Genomic DNA, 16752 nt, shown 5'->3' with positions numbered 1-16752 from the left:
GTTTGCCCGCAAGCCGAAAGACTAATTATGGTGAAGGTGATAATGAATAGGTTGCTTATTTTCATCCTAAATAGTTTTTGTAAATGGATGTTGCAAATAGATAATAATCAGATTAAGCAATAAAAAAGGAATTTCTATTGCCACACCTTTTAAATCTTTATCTGACAAATGAAGGCAGATAATCATTAAAATGCCTGCTGCCATAATGAAATTTCCCCATACAAAGGTTTTTGGAAATAGAATGAGTAAAGCTGCAATAATCGTTACTGCACCATTTACCATTACTGTCGTTTTAGAGAAATTCCATTTGCTAAACATTTCGAGCATTTCGGGTTTACCAGAAAACATTGCCCAACCTTGCTTGAAACCCATAAATACTGCCACGAGTATTAATGCTGAGTTGATAATTTTTAATATCATAATTTTTATTTTATTGGCTTGTCATAACTGATTAATGCGCTATATAAATTACCCTGACCGTATATGGATTGCCGCTCAGCAATTTTATAGATTTTATAATTTTCAAATTGCATAAATATTTTTTTAAGTTAAAAAAAAATAATAGGGTAAGAAACCCATTGATTGGCAATTGAAGTATCGTATTCTAATCAAGTACCATCACCACAATCCAAATTTGAGGTTTATTATATTGTAGGATAGCTTTATTTATCAAATTGAGGCTTCTTGCTGTGTTATTTTCTTATCCGAAAACACTTAGATTTTTCGCAATATCTTTACCTGCATACGGAGGGAAAACGTCTAATTCCAAATCAGGATTACCAATGAGCATTGATTTTGAATTGCTCAACGCGTCAAATCCAGCTTTGCCATAATACTTACCGATGCCTGCATTACCAACGCCACCGAAAGGTAAACTTTCTATCCAACAATGCAGATTGGTTTGGTTGATACAGCCACCACCAAACGAAACGGCATTTAGGAAATAATCAATGTTATCTTGGTTTTTACTGAAAAAATAAGCAGATAAAGACTTAGGCTTCCGTTTGATGATTTCTATAATTTCTTTCAAATCATTGTACACCAAAATAGGAAATACAGGACCGAAAATTTCTTGTTGCATTGCGGGGTCTTCCCACGTACTAGGATATAGAATAGTAGGCTCTACGTATCTGTCTTTAACATTAAATCTACCACCCAAAACTACTTTTTCCGGAATGATGTATGATGCAACCCTTTGTGTATCACTCTCGCTTATCATTCTTGCAAAATCTGGACTTTGACTTGGGTCTTCGCCATACATTTTGATTGTTGACTTTTTAAGTTTATCGATAAATTCCTCAGCAATACTCTCGTGAACATATACATAACCTGGCGCAATACACCATTGACCAGATATCGCCATATGTCCCCAAAGAATACGGTCAACAGCAATATCAAGATTTGCAGTTTCATCTACAATCGTTGGATTTTGTCCGCCCAATTCCAGCACTATCGGTGTAAGATTTTCTGCAGCGGCACGCATTACCACTTTTCCAACAGCAGAACTTCCTGTGAAGAATATAAAATCGAAAGGCAGTTTTAGTAATTCTGTGATTTCCTCTCTGCCACCTGTTACTATGGTTACGGCTTCTGGTTCAAAATATTTTGGAATTAGTTCAGCAAATAATCTAGCAACAGTCGGTGTGGTATTGGCAGGTTTTAATACTACAGGATTACCTGCAGAAAGAGCAGCGATAGCAGGTTCTAACAACAATAAAACCGGAGCATTAAAAGGCCCGATTACTAAAGTAACCCCATAAGGTTCTTTATAAATCATTCCTTTATTGCCTGTTTCTTCCAAACCTTTTGGAATTTCTACCTGCTCAGGAGTCATTAGTTTCTGAAGATTTTCTTTATAATATTTTATTGCGCCCAGTGGAACTGTGATTTCAAATAATTGTTCAAAAGGCGGTTTATTGAAATCGGTTTTCAAAGCTTCGCAAAAAACTTTCTGATTGTCGGTTAAGAATTTCTCTAAACGGGTCAATTGCTCTATTCTCCATTCGTAGGTTTTAGAGGTATTGGTATAAAAAAATTCTTTTTGTGTATCGAATAATGATTGGTAGTTATTCATAATTGTGCATTTATATTAATCTTAAAGCAAAGAACCAGCAGTTTCGGACTGCTGGCTTCTTTTTTTGGGCTATAATTATCTTGTTGTATATCCACCATTTGAGAAGATGGTTTGACCGGTAATCCACCATCCTTCAGTAACTAAGAATGTGATTAATGGAACAATATCTTCGGGGTCTGTTAAACCTGTTTTGCTAAACCCGCTCAATGCAGCCGCAGACTTGTTGTAAGCTGCAGAACCATCAGTTTCTTGACCATAAAAGAAAGGTGTTTCCATTGGACCAGGGCCTACCGCTGTAACTGAAATCCCTCTTGAACCAAATTCTTTAGAGGCAGCACGAGTGTAATGCTCTATTGGTGCTTTACTACCTGGATAAATTGCGTAGTCGGATGTGTAAGCTGCTAGTAATGAGCTGACAATTGTACAGATTTTACCATTGTCAGCTAATTTTTTTCCAGCTTCTTGTAAAAAGAAGAAAGCCGCTTTTGAATTTACTGCAAAAATTTTGTCGTAATCTTCTTCAGTTACATTAACTATTGGTTTTTTAATAACCATTCCGGTAGTATTTACTGCAATGTCTACTTTCCCATATTTTTCAATTGCAGCATCAAACAATTTTGTATTGTTTTCCACAACTGTTAAATCACCTTGTATGGCAAAAGCATCTCCACCTGCAGAAATAATGTCTGCTACTGTCTTATCGGCATCTGCTTTAGTACTATCGCTGTTGTAATGAATTACTACTTTAGCGCCTTTAGTTGCAAAATCTAAAGAAATTAATCTCCCAAGATTTTTTGCACCGCCACCTACTATGGCTACTTTTCCGTTTAAATCTTTTCTCAACATTTGTGTTATATTTTTAAAATATTTTGTAAATATATTAAAATGACTGAATATTCATTCAGTAAAATTGTTAAAAAAAGTTAAATTTTAATTGCGTCCCAAGACATATCCAAAAAAAGTTGGATTGTATCGTCTGTGAAAGGGATTTTTTCATCTTTAGCCCAAAGTATCCATCCGTTAATTGTACTGAAAGTAAATAGTCTAAGATGATGTGCTTTTAAGGGTTTAAATAAATTTTGTTTTAAACCTTCTTCATATAGTATATCAAAAACCAAAAAGGGCTTCATTGCAATGTCGTTAATGTCATCAGTTAAAATATTAGAAGAGGCGAATTGATAGGAGAAATAAAACTCAGTGGGGTTTTCAATAAAATAGCGTGCAACTTTATCCCAGAGATAATAAAACTGTTCGCGAACAGACAAATTAACTGCTGAATAATTTTTGAAAATATAATCGGCTTCGCCTTTTTTTTGCCAAATCCAAATTTGTTGAACTAGGTCTTCTTTGTCTTTGAAATGTTTATAAAAAGTACCAATACCTACTTTGGCTTTAGCAGTAATCTCTGCAACAGTAATTGCGTGCAAACCTTTTGAAACTAAAAGTTCAATGGAAGCGGTTAGAATTTTTTCTTTTTTGTCATTCATCACAGGGATTGTAAAATATGCTTTCAAAGATAGTGATTGTTTATTTCGTAGTGAACTTTGGACGCCTTTTTAATACGTTTTTATATGAGTTGATGTATTTATCTACAGCATTATCTAATTCTTCACTAATTACTTTAGCATAAATCTGCCTAATACCAATTTCTGAATGGCCTAATATTCGATACGCATTCCGTTATTTAAATCATTTATAGCGAATGTATGACGGCTTAAATGGAACGATAACGAAAAGGCAATTCCATATCCTCACTCATTCTTCTCAATTTCTGACCGCACAGTATATTTTTTGCATTATTGATATGCGCCTGATATTCTTCATTGGAATCAAAGACTTCTACATCTTCAATAATCGGGAAAACAAAAACCGTAGTATGTCATTTTGCAAAAAATAGACACATTATTAAAAAACAGACTTAAAAATGCAAAGAAGAAAATTTATTAAAGACCACCTTAACAGGATCATCACTTTTATTATTAATACCATCAATTTTGGCCACTTCTTATCAAAGAGAAGATGATAGTATTCTAATTATTTAGCAAATGGTTTGAATCTTCAACTCAATCAGCGAGTTTCAAAAATAGATGATATTAGGCCATAACAAAGACAAATATCATCTTTACCGATTCTGTATTCATGATTAGGATCGTAGCTCTTTATTTTTAAACAAATATATTTTCCAGATTCATAGGTTAATTCCGTATTTTACAAATTCCTCAGTCCAGTTCGAGTTTCAATTGCTGAACAGCAGTTTCCAAAGTTTTCCTTATTTCCATAAAATGATGATAAAGTACAGGAAGCTCTTCTGTCATTTCCTTCGCATCGATCTCAAGCCTTTTAACGCTTTCGTCTAAAGAATAGATTCCGATACCTTGTATGCCCGGCTTGATTTTGTGGACGAGCCTTGCAATCTCTGCATTATCTTTGTTAATGAATGCGTTTTCAATCAAAGGCATTGTTTCTTCGGTCTGCGTGATGAATATGGAAATCATTTTTTTTACGAAATCATTGTCTCCGCGGCTTAGTGCCTGAATATTTTTAAGATCATATACTATTTCGCTCATATCAGATGAATTAATGTTGGTTGTTTTTTCGCTTCTTGTATATTGGTAGATTATCTCGAGAAGATCTTCTTCATTGAAAGGTTTGGTGACATAGGCGTTCATTCCTGCTGAAATGCAGTTGTCAATTTCAGTTTTAAAAGCATTTGCGGTGAGGGCAATGATAGGGGTTGTACATCCCAGTTCATTCCTCAGGATCTTGGTGGTCTCTATTCCATCCAGCTCCGGCATCTGAATATCCATCAGTATAATATCAAATTCCTGCTTCGAAAGGATTTCTAATGCCATCCTTCCGTTGTCTGCCTTGGTAACCCGGCATCCGAAGTAGGTAAGCGATCGTTCTGCAACCAGCTGATTAAGCTCATTGTCTTCCACCAGAAGAACTCTGGTTTCTTTTACAGAAATATCCTCTGCCTGTTTGATATTTTTTGAAGGGCAATTTTCTTTACCTTTATCGAGATTTAAGAGTATCGTGATCTCTGTTCCTACATTTTTTTCGCTTTTGATCTGTATTTCTCCCTTCATAAGGCCAATCAGCTGCTTTGTAATTGCCATACCAAGCCCGGTACCTCCGTATTTTCTTGAGACCGAGCTGTCTTCCTGATTGAATTTTTTAAAAATATGCTTTATATAATCTTCAGTCATTCCGATCCCTGTGTCGGTAATACAGATAGAAACGTGCTGATAATTTTTAAAATCTTTGAGCACTTTACACGTGATGGTTATTTTTCCTTTATTCGTAAACTTCAGCGAATTACCAACTATATTGAATAAGATCTGCTCGATCTTCAAAGAGTCTCCTTTCAGTTCAGAAGAAAGATTTTCCGGGAATTGAGTTTCCAGTTTTATCTTTTTCTGCTTAGCTTTCGGGCTTAAGATTGTGATCACTTTCTTAATACTTTCTGCAAGAGAGAAGCTATGGTTGTCCAGGGTCATCTCACCGGATTCTATTTTGGAAATGTCCAGAATATTGTTGATGATGGAAAGAAGATGCTCCGAGGCATTATAGCTGTTGTCTACAAACTGCCTCTGAGTGTTGGTAAGTTCAAGTCTTTTCAGCTCCCGTAAAAAACCGATGATGGCATTCAGGGGTGTTCTGATCTCGTGGCTCATATTGGCCAGAAAAACTTCTTTTGCCTTTGAAGCTTCAAGCGCATTGGCCTTTTCCTGCATCAGGTCTTCTTCCAGTTTTTTCTGGTCTGTGATATCGAGATGGATTCCTATAGACCCGAGCTGATTGCCGTTGTCATCATAATTAGGTGCGCCGCTGATCGCCCACCATCTGATTTCACCTCGCTTGTTTTTTACAGGCATCTGATACACACTTGAAACCCCTTTTTTGCGCAATTGGATTTGCTCTTTGACAAACTCAAAATTATGGTCATCATGTAAAAATAAAAGCATAGGATTTTTGCCGATTAACTCATCTGCATCGTAGCCGGATACATTGCAAAAGCTCTGATTGGCATAACGAATGGTCTCGTTGTTGTCTACTTCCAGCAGCCCCAGATTCATATTGGCAATAATATTCCGGTATTTTTCCTCCTGTCTTTTCAAATGATCCTCCGCTTTTTTTCTTTCGGAAATGTCTTTTAGAAAATAACAATAATGTTTGTCACTATTCTGCACCACTTCAATAACTGACATTTCCACTGTTAGCTGTTCTCCGTTAGCTTTAATCACATTGCGCTCCAGTTGTTTGTTGAGCATAGATCTGAAAGGTATGTTTTCCGTTTTGGGAATAATCTTGTCATTGATCTGCTGACCTTCCATCTCTTTTTCGGTCCATCCGAAAGTTGATGCTGCACTTCTGTTCCAGAATGTAATCTTGCCTTTCTGGTCGGTGATAATAATAGCATTCATGGCGGAATCCATGATCATTCTGTGGCGTTCCTCACTTTGTTTCAGAAGATTTTGGGTGATGACACGTTCTGTTATATCATTATATTTCCAGAGATGCCCTTTGTAATGGTCATTAATAAAGATGGGGATATAATCTCTTTCGAGAAACCTGCCGTCTTTTGTTTCCAAAAGTTCATTGGTAACCAGCTCTCTCTTCTTAAGGATTTCATTAATTCTCTGCACAAAGTATGCTTCGTTTTTAAAGAGAGCTTTAGACTGCTCCGCAGAGTTAGTGCAGTCTGCGCCAATCATATCATCTGAAGAAACCGGGATATTGAACATCCTGCAGAACAGATTATTGGTGAAAACGATTTTTCTTTTTTCATCTTCCATTAATATTCCGAACTGTAGATTAGCCAGTAGTTTCTTCAAGATCTGCACAGTTTTCGATAGATCCCTTTCAAGAAAAATACGTTCTCTCACGTTCACAAGAACCTGTGTGAAGATGGTAAGAAGATTCTTTTCGGTATCGGATACCTGGTGATGATTCTTAACGAAATCAAAACCTACAAAGCCCAGACATTCATTTTGCAGCATTGCAGGAATGACCAGCAGGCTTTTGATATCCTGCTCCAGTAAAATGCCCTTAAGATCGCTTTCCGGCAATTCCTGGACATTGGGATAGTAGATGGTTTCTCCTTTTTTATTAATTTCCACCCATTCACTGATCATTTCCAAAGGCATATCCTGGAGATTTTCTATTTGCGGACTTACCCCTTCATTACAGTATTCAAAAATATTTGAGCAGGTACCTTTTGAAAAGTCGTATTTGAAAATATATGCCCTGTCTGCCTTTACAAATTCAGACATTTCCTGGAGGGACTTCTGAATGCTTTCCGACACTTTTTCGATCGGGATATTAATATATTCTGAAGAAATATCCATGAGAAGATGCTGGAAATCAAGCTGCTTATTAAGCTGTTCCTGTAGGAAAATTCTTTTTTTCAATAACTCTTTAACGTAAGATGACAATTCAGTAAGATCTTCAGAATCCTGATTTTCAACGGAGGGATCAAGAATTTTTATAAACTCATAAAGGCTGGAGATCGATTTCTGTTTGAGCTCGTTCTCATTTTTAAGATCCTGGTAGAGATCCAGGTATTCCTCCTCGCTTTGTTTGAATGCATGATTCATCAGTTCTTTATCTCTTTCAAAAGATTTATAAGACTGATTGACTGCGCGAATGAAATTTTTGAATTGCGGATGAGACTTACACTCTTCTGTAAGATGTTTGTTGATCTGTCTGTTGAGCAGATTGTGAAACTCGGGTTCCATAATTATTCTGTTTCATTTAATGTAGTAATGGTAATGGTCTGGTTGTGAAGTACACAGTCATCAAACGGCTTCAATGGAGAAATTTCTCCATAGGAATAAAAACCTGAGATCATTGTCTGCGGACCAAAGATGTCTCTCACTATTTCCACCTCCTCGCTGATGCGTTCGCCCAGAACCAGTTTCCTTCCCACACAACTGATGATGACAGCCATTTTGGGGCTGTGATTACGATTTATTTCAAGACATTCTTTTGCGGCGGCACTGGCAGCATCGGTTAATCTGTCCATATTAGCCTTCATAAATCTTACTTTGCCCCCTTCAGGTAGATCACCGGCGAAAATCATCATATTGTTTTTTTCATTGATGGACAGGATTGTTCTTACCACGTGAGTGTCATCTTCTGAAGACCTTATAGACAAAGGGAAGAGCAGGGCAGAGCCAGGCAGTTCTTCGGCATATTTTCCAAGATATTTTTTGTAAAGGTCCAGTGCATTTTTATGGTCTATCTCATACAGAATATTATTATATGATTGGGTAACGGTTCTTTCCAATCCAAAACTTTCCCAGCCTCCACAGGAAGAGTGGGATAATTCCAGATGATCACCGTAAAAGCCAATTGCCACTATTTTATTGGGCTTTGGTGTCTGGTTGAGACCTACGGATGTTTTTTCAAAACGATCTCCGTCTCCTGCCAATCCACCTGACACCAATACATGGGGTGGACGTATCTTGTTGATGCCTTCTACGAGCTGACTTCCATTGACCTTGCTTCCGTCGGACAGTACAAAGACCCATTTCAGATCTTCTTTGTCAAGGTTTTGCATCAATGCGCAGCCTGCGTCAAAACTGTTTTGGAAATCTTCAATATCGATCTGTGTACTTTTGATCTGTGATCTTGAAAAACCAATGGCGGTCAATGCAATCGTGTTATCATGTACTTCATTGGAAAATATTTCTCCGGAAGAAGAGGACAGCGCAATATCGGCATTGGGGAATTTCTTCTTTAAAAGCAAAAAGAAATCACTCTTCTCAATAATGGCCCTGGCACCATATCCAAGGATCAACTGAGCCTTATGATAGTCAAGGTTTTCATCATTCCTTTCAGTAATCCATTCTCCGTCTGAAAAAAGTAATTTGGCGACTTTCATAGTTATTATTTGTTTTTTTTTAGTTTTTTAATTTTTTGGTTTCAGCATTGTTCATCAGGTTATAGATCGTTAATTTGCTTATATTAAGAATCTTTGCAGTCTTGATGACATCATTGTTATTTTTGATTAGAAAATGAAGAATAATTTCTGTTGTGTATTCCTTGAGTGTTTTTTGCTGATCAGGTAAGACTTCAGACTCCTTATCGGGGCTGTAAAAACATCATCATCAACTAAGAATATTTTGGTCATTGTGGTGTGTTAAAAATATACTCTTAAAAATAATAGTTTTTCTTCATATAATGACATTTTTTATTTTATTAAATATCAATAATGGTTTATTTTAGAATGTTTTTAAATTTTATGACCTTCCGATGTGTAATTCATTAAATCACAGTAGCGCAAGATCTTTTATGAATCAGTACTCTTTTCAAGAAATAAATATATTTTTCCGTATAATTTGCTTTATTCTGTCTGTCAAAAATGCAGGCGATTAAAAAGGAAAGGCTGTGTTTGCAGGAAGGAACTTAATTATTGAAATATTTTGATTGGCACTGTAAATCTACTAAGGAAATTACTACCCGGATAAATTTGATCTTCCTACCGGTGATGATCTACCTGAGAGGTAAAAAAACCATCCGAAATTTCGAATGGTTTGGTATTGAAGGGTTAAACTATTTTGGTCTAACTTTTTCGATGGTTTATATTTTCAACTCCCGTTCCTTTATGGTCCGATTTGATTAGGAAAACGAAAGAATCTGAATTATCTTTTAAATTTGACCAGCATTTTCCTTGTGTAGGATTTATTTTCCGAGTCGGTAACCTTCAGCAGATAATAGCCTTTAATTTCCAATGGAAGATCAATTCTCACTTCTTCTGACGGGCTGAAATTCTTCTCTAAAATGCGGACACCATTAAGATCGAAAACATCAGCCTTTACGATTTGTTTTCTTGTATATTCTGAACCTTTTCGGTGTTCCAGTCTTATAAAGGCGACATCATTTACCGGATTCGGATACAGCTGGACAACCGTAAGTTCTTCTTCTCTTGCTTTGGACTGGATTGTATTGGTTACGGTGTTGGTTCTCATTGTTTTTTCATCATCAAAGGCAATAACAGCGCTGTTAATAATTTTTGTTTCTTCAGCCAGGCCTTTTTTAGGAAGAACAGTGAATGTTACATATCCTTGGGATGCTTTTGAATCTTTTTCAGTAGGAGGCAGGAATACGTTTTCCCATTTGAAAGTAACCTTATTGCCAACAATTTCCGTCGAAATATTATCGTGGCTTGTAGAGACTATTTTGAAGGTATTCATATCGAGTTCCTGCGGCATTGTGTCAACAATCGATACATTTTGGGCAGCAAAATTCCCTACATTTTCAAATCTTATAGTATAGGTAAGCATTTGATCAGGCAGAATATAACCTTCTTCGCCGTAACCTTTAGGATAAACCAAAATATCGTTGGGGTCTATTGCGCCGTACACATTGTATTTTTGGATCAATGTATTGTCTTCCAGATTGCAGTCTGTGGAAGCATTTACAATTTCACCTTTGAATTCAAGTTCATCATTAATCAAAACTGATGCACCTGTACCTGTCATAAAGCTTATCACCTTGTTATTGAAAGGATTCAGCGCTCCCAAAGCCCAGGAATATCTTGTATAATTTTTAGCATTTACTACAAATGTTTCCTGTTGTGTAATAGGAGAGGAAGGACTCGAGATGCTTACTGTTGAAGGAACTACAAAATTCAGCACGCTGGAAGCAGAAACATTCCGAGACTGATTGCTCACCACTATTTTAAATTGATTATTGGTATAACCTTTTCTGATGGCAGTTCCTCCCATATTGATTTTCAAATCTGTATTATTGCAGGCAGACGTTGCAGGAATGTATATTTGCTGTGAAGCCTGATAATTGGTCAGATCAAATAGTTTAGACCCTGCATTCAGTCCGTTTTCTGCTAAGATCTGTAACTCTACATTATTTTGAGTGGTATAAAAGCTGAACGTTCCTGCATCATTCGAATATACTTTGGCGTTTGTGGGCACCACTTTTATGGCAGCTCTTGAGACAGTTGGCTCAGTGTCTTGTTTTACCCCGTCATTGTTGCTGTCAAAATATACGATCCCTTTTACTTTTAGCTGTTGAGGTTCAATGATTTCTAGGATCTGATTGACCGAAACATTATTTATTTTCTGGATAATTCCGCTTGCCCATTTCACAGTGATGCTGTTAATTGCTGTGGCATTTCCTAAACCAAAATGCTGCGTATAACTGCTTTGTCCTCCAAAACCACTTTGGCTGTTCACCTCTCTCATCTGCGTTTTGGTTCCGGTTTCAACAAATATTTTTGTTCCGATGGCAGAGCCGTTGCTCTCAGTGGCTTTTAAATTAATTTCAATCCATTTATTGGTATTTCCGTTGTTGACAAAAATATGATTTTTCTGATTGGAATGCGTTGCCACTGCCAGGTCTAAATCTCCGTCATGATCATAATCGCTCCAGGCATGACCAAAAGAAAGCCCGAAGTTGTAGGTAATAGCTTCATCTCTGTTTTCGGTGAAATTTCCGTTTCCATCGTTAAAATAAAGAAACTTTCTGATCTTATCATTGGTGACAAATAGATCCAGATCTCCGTCATTGTCAATATCTGCAAAGCTGCATCCGTGAGAACTACCTCCCTGATTAACAACAGAATTGGTCACTTTCTGAAAATTTCCGTTTCCTAAATTTTTATACAGGAAATTGGTAGTTGTATTGGAATTGGTAACAAATAAATCTAAATCGCCGTCATTATCAATATCTCCCCAGCAGCTTCCCACGGATTTTCCCCCTTCCTGGTTGATGATATTGTTTTTCTTGGAAAAAGTACCGTTCCCGTCGTTATGGAATAAAGAATTTTTACTGCCAATACCATTAGGCACAAACAGATCCATTAATCCATCCTGATCGTAATCTGCCCAGGTTGGTCCAAGAGAAGAGTTAGCTTCCAGTGGAATAGCATCTGTAGCTTCTTTTACAAAACTTCCCGTGTTGTTATTTCGGTGCAGTTCGTTGTATTTTGTTGGGAAATAATTACACATAAATACATCCGCTTTGTTATCATTATCATAATCCGCAAAGGCACCGCCGTGGTAATAAGAAACATCCTGGGTGAAAGATTTGGTATTGTCTGCTACCAAAGTTCCGTTATCATTTCTGTAGAATTTATTAGGGTTTCTTGTATTATTAAGAACCAGAAGGTCTTCATCCCCATCATTGTCCACATCTGCCCATGTACTGCTCATCGATACGCCATCCTCAGGTAAAGTCTGTCCGGCGGTAAAACCTCCTGTTTTATTATTCATAAAGATCAAATTAGGTGCGGTAAGTCCCATATCTGTCACATAAAGATCGTCGTATCCGTCATTATTGATGTCTACCCAGCTGATCGTCCAGGAGTTGGTGGTAAAAGAATCAAATAATGGATTATCCAACCGTGAAAATATAAGCTTGGAGGTATTGGAGGTCTGTACAGAGACTGAATTGGCTATAGTAGATTGCTGCGTCTCTCCATTCACCTTTCCGGTAATAACGGTTTCTACGGTCGTATTAAGGGTAGTCCCTACCAATTCCCCATTATTGGCTCCCACGGTGGCCACCACTTTTGTTTCAACCTTATATGTGGAATTGGGTTGGAGGGTCGGCAAATTATTGTATGTTACCGTTGTTTTGTCATTGAGTTCTGTAACAGTCCCCTGTGTTTGGGATTGATTGGGATTGATCAATTTGGATTCGACCACTTTCAGCCCTTCCTGTACGATAACCTCAACTGAGGGTGTGGTTACTTCTCCGCTGGTTTTGATTTGAGAGATCACGGTCGCCTGTTCGGCAGGGATCAGTGTGTCATCACTAACAATGCTTGTCTGGGTGAAAGAATGTCCCAGTGAGCTTCCCGTATAACACATCCAGTTATCATTGAAATTGCTGTTCATCACGGCAATATCATTATTGCTTTGAACGATTAAATACGGTCTTTCCGATCCGGAAGGTGTTCCTGTCCCGTTATAAAATGCTTTCCATTCAGTTAGACTTATAGAGCAGTCGGCATACTTTTCAGGTGCAATGGTAAATGTTTTGCTGAATTTTGTTCCATTTGTTAAAGCATCTTTTACAGTTACGGTAGCGCCTGACTTTGAGAACAAATACAGATGAGAAAAGGAACCATTGTACTTTGAACCCGTCAGCGGGTTGGTGACATTGATTTCATTTCCCGGAGGCGCAATATACGTTAGGAAGTTTTTCCCTGCTGTTGTTCCGCTTTCGGAAGAGACCATCGTTGCCATATCGGAGGTGCCGGGAGAACCAGTTTCAAACCAGTTTCCTTCAAAAACAGACACTTTTTTCCCTGCTGAGCAGCTAATTCTGAAAACGGTGGGATAAGAAACATTCCCATTGGATTTTCCCACCCAGTCTCCCGCGGCCAATCGGTTAAGGGAGAAGGTTTTCACGGAGACCCAATTCCCGTTCACATAACGATCCAGATTTACCGTATTGGCGTTGTCCCAACTGACGATCCTGATTTCCTGCTCACCCGCCGCCTGGTAGGGAACAGTGAAATACATCAGTTCTCCGGAAGAACTTCCATTGGAGGTAGGAACATAGCCGCCACCGTCCCGTTCATTTCCGAATAAGGCACCATACTGCATGGTTACGGGCTTGTTAGCGATCAGCATATAGGTTTCTCCGGATATCATTGCATCCCTTCCTTCCGCAGAGTTATAAATTAAATCCTGGCCTACGTTTATCGTTTTGGAAAAGACCTTCACTGCATTTTCTGCATTGACATCGGTAAATCCCGTATTGGTTTTGGGCTGGGTAGAAATTTTATAAAAATCGATAACCGTATTATTTTGATACGCAAATACATTGATGTCTCTGTTAGAAGATGATATCATTGGAGCATATACAATAAATTTCTGTCCTATAGAACTCTTATCCACGCTCGGAATCCAGTCATGCTGCCAGTCGCTGTTCGTGCTTTGGGAGGCATACACCAGTTTATTGGATTTTACGATAAAATAATCTCCGTCCCATTTTAAAACGCCACCGGAAGCATACCGGGCATCATCATTGATACCGTTGTCCTTGATGTAGAGAACATAACTCTGTCCTGCTTTTAAGATCCCTGACTTGGAATCATCCGTATCTCCGTCCGCACCATCATCAATAATATTAAATTCAGTATCATCGTAGATGGCGGTCACAATCAGACAGACATTTCTCTGCACTGCGTCATTATTCGGAGGAACGTAGATCTGAAAATAAGTGGAAGGTTCCCCTGTTGCGTAAAGATCATTTATCCCTAAAAAAAGAATAAATAAAAAGAATAAATTTTTCATAGCTGATAATTATTTAACATATTAAACGATAATCAACAGATATGCTTGAATTTTTAAAATACTGTATATCAAGTATTTACATATGCGTGTTTCAAGGAAGAAAATTCCAAAATATAGACTTTTTTCATTTTTTGGAAAATCTATCTGAAATGCTATGTATAATCTATTTACTATTATAGATGTCATTACAAATGCTGATTCAGATTTGATCCGGACAAATTAAACGAACTCTTTAAAACGGAAATTTTTAAACTGGAATACAATCCAATTATCAAAGAGCTTATGAAAGAAATATTTTTAGATAACTATAAACAGTTCACTTGCGATATAGAATTTAAGAGAAAGTCAATTTCAAAAGAGATCAATTTACTTAATGAAAAGGTTGCTTTCCCTAAAAAGTAGAATTTGACGGAAAAAGTTTTCAAACACCTAAAATGAATATTGTTGCTCAGTGTATCTACCAGTATAATAACGGATTAGGAAATAAAAAAAACCGACATTGAAGAGTAAAATCTTCAAATGTCGGTCTTGTGACCTCGACAGGATTCAAACCTGTAACCTTCTGAGCCGTAATCAGATGCGCTATTCAGTTGCGCCACGAGGCCTTTTGTTATCTTCTTGATTAACGGTTGCAAATATACCACTTTTTTCCGTTCTTTGAAACATGAAACAGAAAATTTTACTTTTATTCACGGTCTTCTCGCTAATTGCCTGTAAAAGAGAATCAAAAATTTCGTCCTCAGACTGGACAAATATCTCAAACCGCACCCAATTTAAGGAACATGATGGTATCCTGGAACTGAAATCGGGGAATTTTACTTATAACTTTAAGCAAAATCAAACACCTTTCAAGAAAATAATCCTGTTGAATGCAAGTATGGCCGGCTATATTTCGGAGCTTGGAGCAGAAAATTTAATTATAGGAGTTTCCAGTCCGGAGTATATTTATTCAGAAAAAATTCAGAATCTGATTAAAGAAGGAAAAATTCAGAATGTAGGAAGCGAACAGAAATATGATGTGGAAAAAATTATCTCTATGAAACCGGATGCTATTTTTACCAATCATATTGCAAGTTTTGACAATACTTATGAGCTTTTAAAGAATAATGGTATTCAGGTGATATTTCTGGATGAATACATGGAACAGAAACCTTTGGAAAAAACAGCTTATATCAAAATTTTCGGAGAACTTTTAGGAAAAGAAAAAGAAGCAGAAGCTAAATATCAGGAAGTTGAAAAAAGTTACAGCGATCTGAAACAGCTTGCGTCAAAAGCAAAAGAAAAACCTGTTGTACTTGCCAATGAAATGTATGGAGATGTTTGGTATCTTCCGGGAGGAAATACTTCCGTGGCTCATTATATTTCGGATGCCAACGCTAATTATATCATGAAGGATAATAAAGATGAAAAAGCATTGACAATGAGCTTTGAGGAAGTTTATGCCAAAGCAGGAGGAGTTGAGTACTGGGTAAATGCAGGAAGTCATGCTTCGAAAAAAGAAATGCTGGGCATGAATCCTTTCTATGGGAAGCTGGATGTGTTCAATAAAGGGAAAATGTATACCATTGCGGGAAAAGAAAAACTGAAAGCCAATGATTTCTTCGAAAGTGGCGTGGTAAGAGCAGACTTGATCCTTAAAGATTACATTAAGATCTTCCATCCGGAACTTTTACCGGATTATCAGCTTACTTATATGAAAGAATTGCAGTAACTCGTACTATTTGCTTATTTTTGTCTTTCCTTTTTATCAAGTTATGTGGAAAAAAATTAAACAGCTTATCTTCATCATTCTTGTTTTGAATGTAGTTTTCATTATCTGGGGTAGATTCTTTAATCCGCCCATTACACTTACCCAGATAGGAGGGCTTTTTGAATATGGAAAACTGCATAGAGATTATATTTCCTATGATGAAATGGGAAATAATGTGAAAAAGGCCGTAATAGCCTCGGAAGACCAGAAATTTTTTGATCATGACGGTTTCGATTATACAGCCATCGAAAAAGCCATGAAATATAATGAGAAAGGCAAAAAAATAAGAGGAGGAAGCACCATTTCCCAGCAAACAGCAAAGAATGTATTTCTATGGCAGGGCAGAAGCTGGGTGAGAAAGGGGCTTGAAGCTGTGTATACTTTCATCATCGAGAAAGTATGGACTAAGGATATTATCCTGGAAAGATACCTGAATTCCATAGAAATGGGGCAGGGAGTATTTGGTGTAGAGGCTGCTGCTCAATATTATTTTGGAAAATCATCCAAAGATTTAAGTACCTCAGATGCAGCCTGGATTGCTGCTGTATTGCCTAATCCAAAGAAGTATGATCCTAAAAACCCATCTCCATATCTAAGAAAGAAACATAATTGGATTATGAGACAGATGAGGAATGTGAGTTTGAAATAGTATCTTT

9 protein-coding genes and 1 tRNA gene are annotated in these 16752 nt (G+C 37.2%); 2 read left to right on the top strand and 8 right to left on the bottom strand.

The genetic code is table 11. The annotated features are described in order from the left end of the window. Positions 1–66: 66 nt before the first annotated feature. The 8 genes from C8D70_RS07605 to C8D70_RS07565 form a co-directional block, all read right to left on the bottom strand. On the bottom strand, positions 67–420 hold the full coding sequence (locus tag C8D70_RS07605; protein WP_110366915.1) for a DoxX family protein: 354 nt from the start codon (positions 418–420) through the stop codon (positions 67–69). A gap of 280 nt (positions 421–700) precedes the next feature. Further along, on the bottom strand, positions 701–2074 hold the full coding sequence (locus C8D70_RS07600) for an aldehyde dehydrogenase family protein (RefSeq protein ID WP_110366914.1): 1374 nt from the start codon (positions 2072–2074) through the stop codon (positions 701–703). Between the two features lie 75 nt (positions 2075–2149). Further along, positions 2150–2920 (bottom strand): SDR family oxidoreductase, encoded by a 771-nt coding sequence (locus C8D70_RS07595; RefSeq protein ID WP_110366913.1) that lies wholly within the window; start codon positions 2918–2920, stop codon positions 2150–2152. Positions 2921–2997: 77 nt separating this feature from the next. Continuing rightward, a complete protein-coding gene (locus C8D70_RS07590; RefSeq protein WP_110366912.1) occupies positions 2998–3561 on the bottom strand; it encodes a TetR/AcrR family transcriptional regulator in 564 nt (187 codons plus the stop codon). Between the two features lie 732 nt (positions 3562–4293). Beyond that, positions 4294–7815, bottom strand: coding sequence for a PAS domain S-box protein (locus C8D70_RS07580; protein ID WP_110366911.1), 3522 nt, complete (start codon positions 7813–7815; stop codon positions 4294–4296). A 2-nt stretch (positions 7816–7817) separates the two neighbouring features. After that, the gene (locus C8D70_RS07575; protein WP_076597221.1) at positions 7818–8963 is read right to left on the bottom strand and encodes an FIST signal transduction protein; all 1146 of its coding nucleotides are present in this window, start codon (positions 8961–8963) and stop codon (positions 7818–7820) included. A 760-nt stretch (positions 8964–9723) separates the two neighbouring features. Then, the gene (locus C8D70_RS07570) at positions 9724–14346 is read right to left on the bottom strand and encodes an FG-GAP-like repeat-containing protein (protein ID WP_110366910.1); all 4623 of its coding nucleotides are present in this window, start codon (positions 14344–14346) and stop codon (positions 9724–9726) included. A gap of 531 nt (positions 14347–14877) precedes the next feature. Continuing rightward, a tRNA-Arg gene (locus C8D70_RS07565) sits at positions 14878–14951 on the bottom strand. Between the two features lie 59 nt (positions 14952–15010). Between C8D70_RS07565 and C8D70_RS07560 the strand changes: the two genes are divergently transcribed. Together C8D70_RS07560 and mtgA are read left to right on the top strand one after the other, a co-directional pair. Next, positions 15011–16057: an ABC transporter substrate-binding protein gene (locus C8D70_RS07560; protein WP_228408002.1), complete on the top strand. Its 1047-nt coding sequence runs from the start codon at positions 15011–15013 to the stop codon at positions 16055–16057. Between the two features lie 43 nt (positions 16058–16100). Then, the gene (mtgA, locus tag C8D70_RS07555; protein ID WP_110366909.1) at positions 16101–16745 is read left to right on the top strand and encodes a monofunctional biosynthetic peptidoglycan transglycosylase; all 645 of its coding nucleotides are present in this window, start codon (positions 16101–16103) and stop codon (positions 16743–16745) included. Positions 16746–16752: the final 7 nt, after the last annotated feature.

Source organism: Chryseobacterium sp. CBTAP 102 (genome assembly GCF_003201365.1).
In the GTDB taxonomy this organism is placed as follows: Bacteria; Bacteroidota; Bacteroidia; order Flavobacteriales; family Weeksellaceae; genus Chryseobacterium; species Chryseobacterium candidae.
The sequence above is the reverse complement of the archived record's forward strand: the minus strand, read 5'-3'. Positions and strand labels throughout refer to the sequence as shown.

Coding starts and splice junctions, on each gene's coding strand:
- C8D70_RS07605 (WP_110366915.1), bottom strand. CDS start 420: ATGATATTAAAAATTATCAACTCAGCATTAATACTCGTGGCAGTATTT.
- C8D70_RS07600 (WP_110366914.1), bottom strand. CDS start 2,074: ATGAATAACTACCAATCATTATTCGATACACAAAAAGAATTTTTTTAT.
- C8D70_RS07595 (WP_110366913.1), bottom strand. CDS start 2,920: ATGTTGAGAAAAGATTTAAACGGAAAAGTAGCCATAGTAGGTGGCGGT.
- C8D70_RS07590 (WP_110366912.1), bottom strand. CDS start 3,561: ATGAATGACAAAAAAGAAAAAATTCTAACCGCTTCCATTGAACTTTTA.
- C8D70_RS07580 (WP_110366911.1), bottom strand. CDS start 7,815: ATGGAACCCGAGTTTCACAATCTGCTCAACAGACAGATCAACAAACAT.
- C8D70_RS07575 (WP_076597221.1), bottom strand. CDS start 8,963: ATGAAAGTCGCCAAATTACTTTTTTCAGACGGAGAATGGATTACTGAA.
- C8D70_RS07570 (WP_110366910.1), bottom strand. CDS start 14,346: ATGAAAAATTTATTCTTTTTATTTATTCTTTTTTTAGGGATAAATGAT.
- C8D70_RS07560 (WP_228408002.1), top strand. CDS start 15,011: ATGAAACAGAAAATTTTACTTTTATTCACGGTCTTCTCGCTAATTGCC.
- mtgA (WP_110366909.1), top strand. CDS start 16,101: ATGTGGAAAAAAATTAAACAGCTTATCTTCATCATTCTTGTTTTGAAT.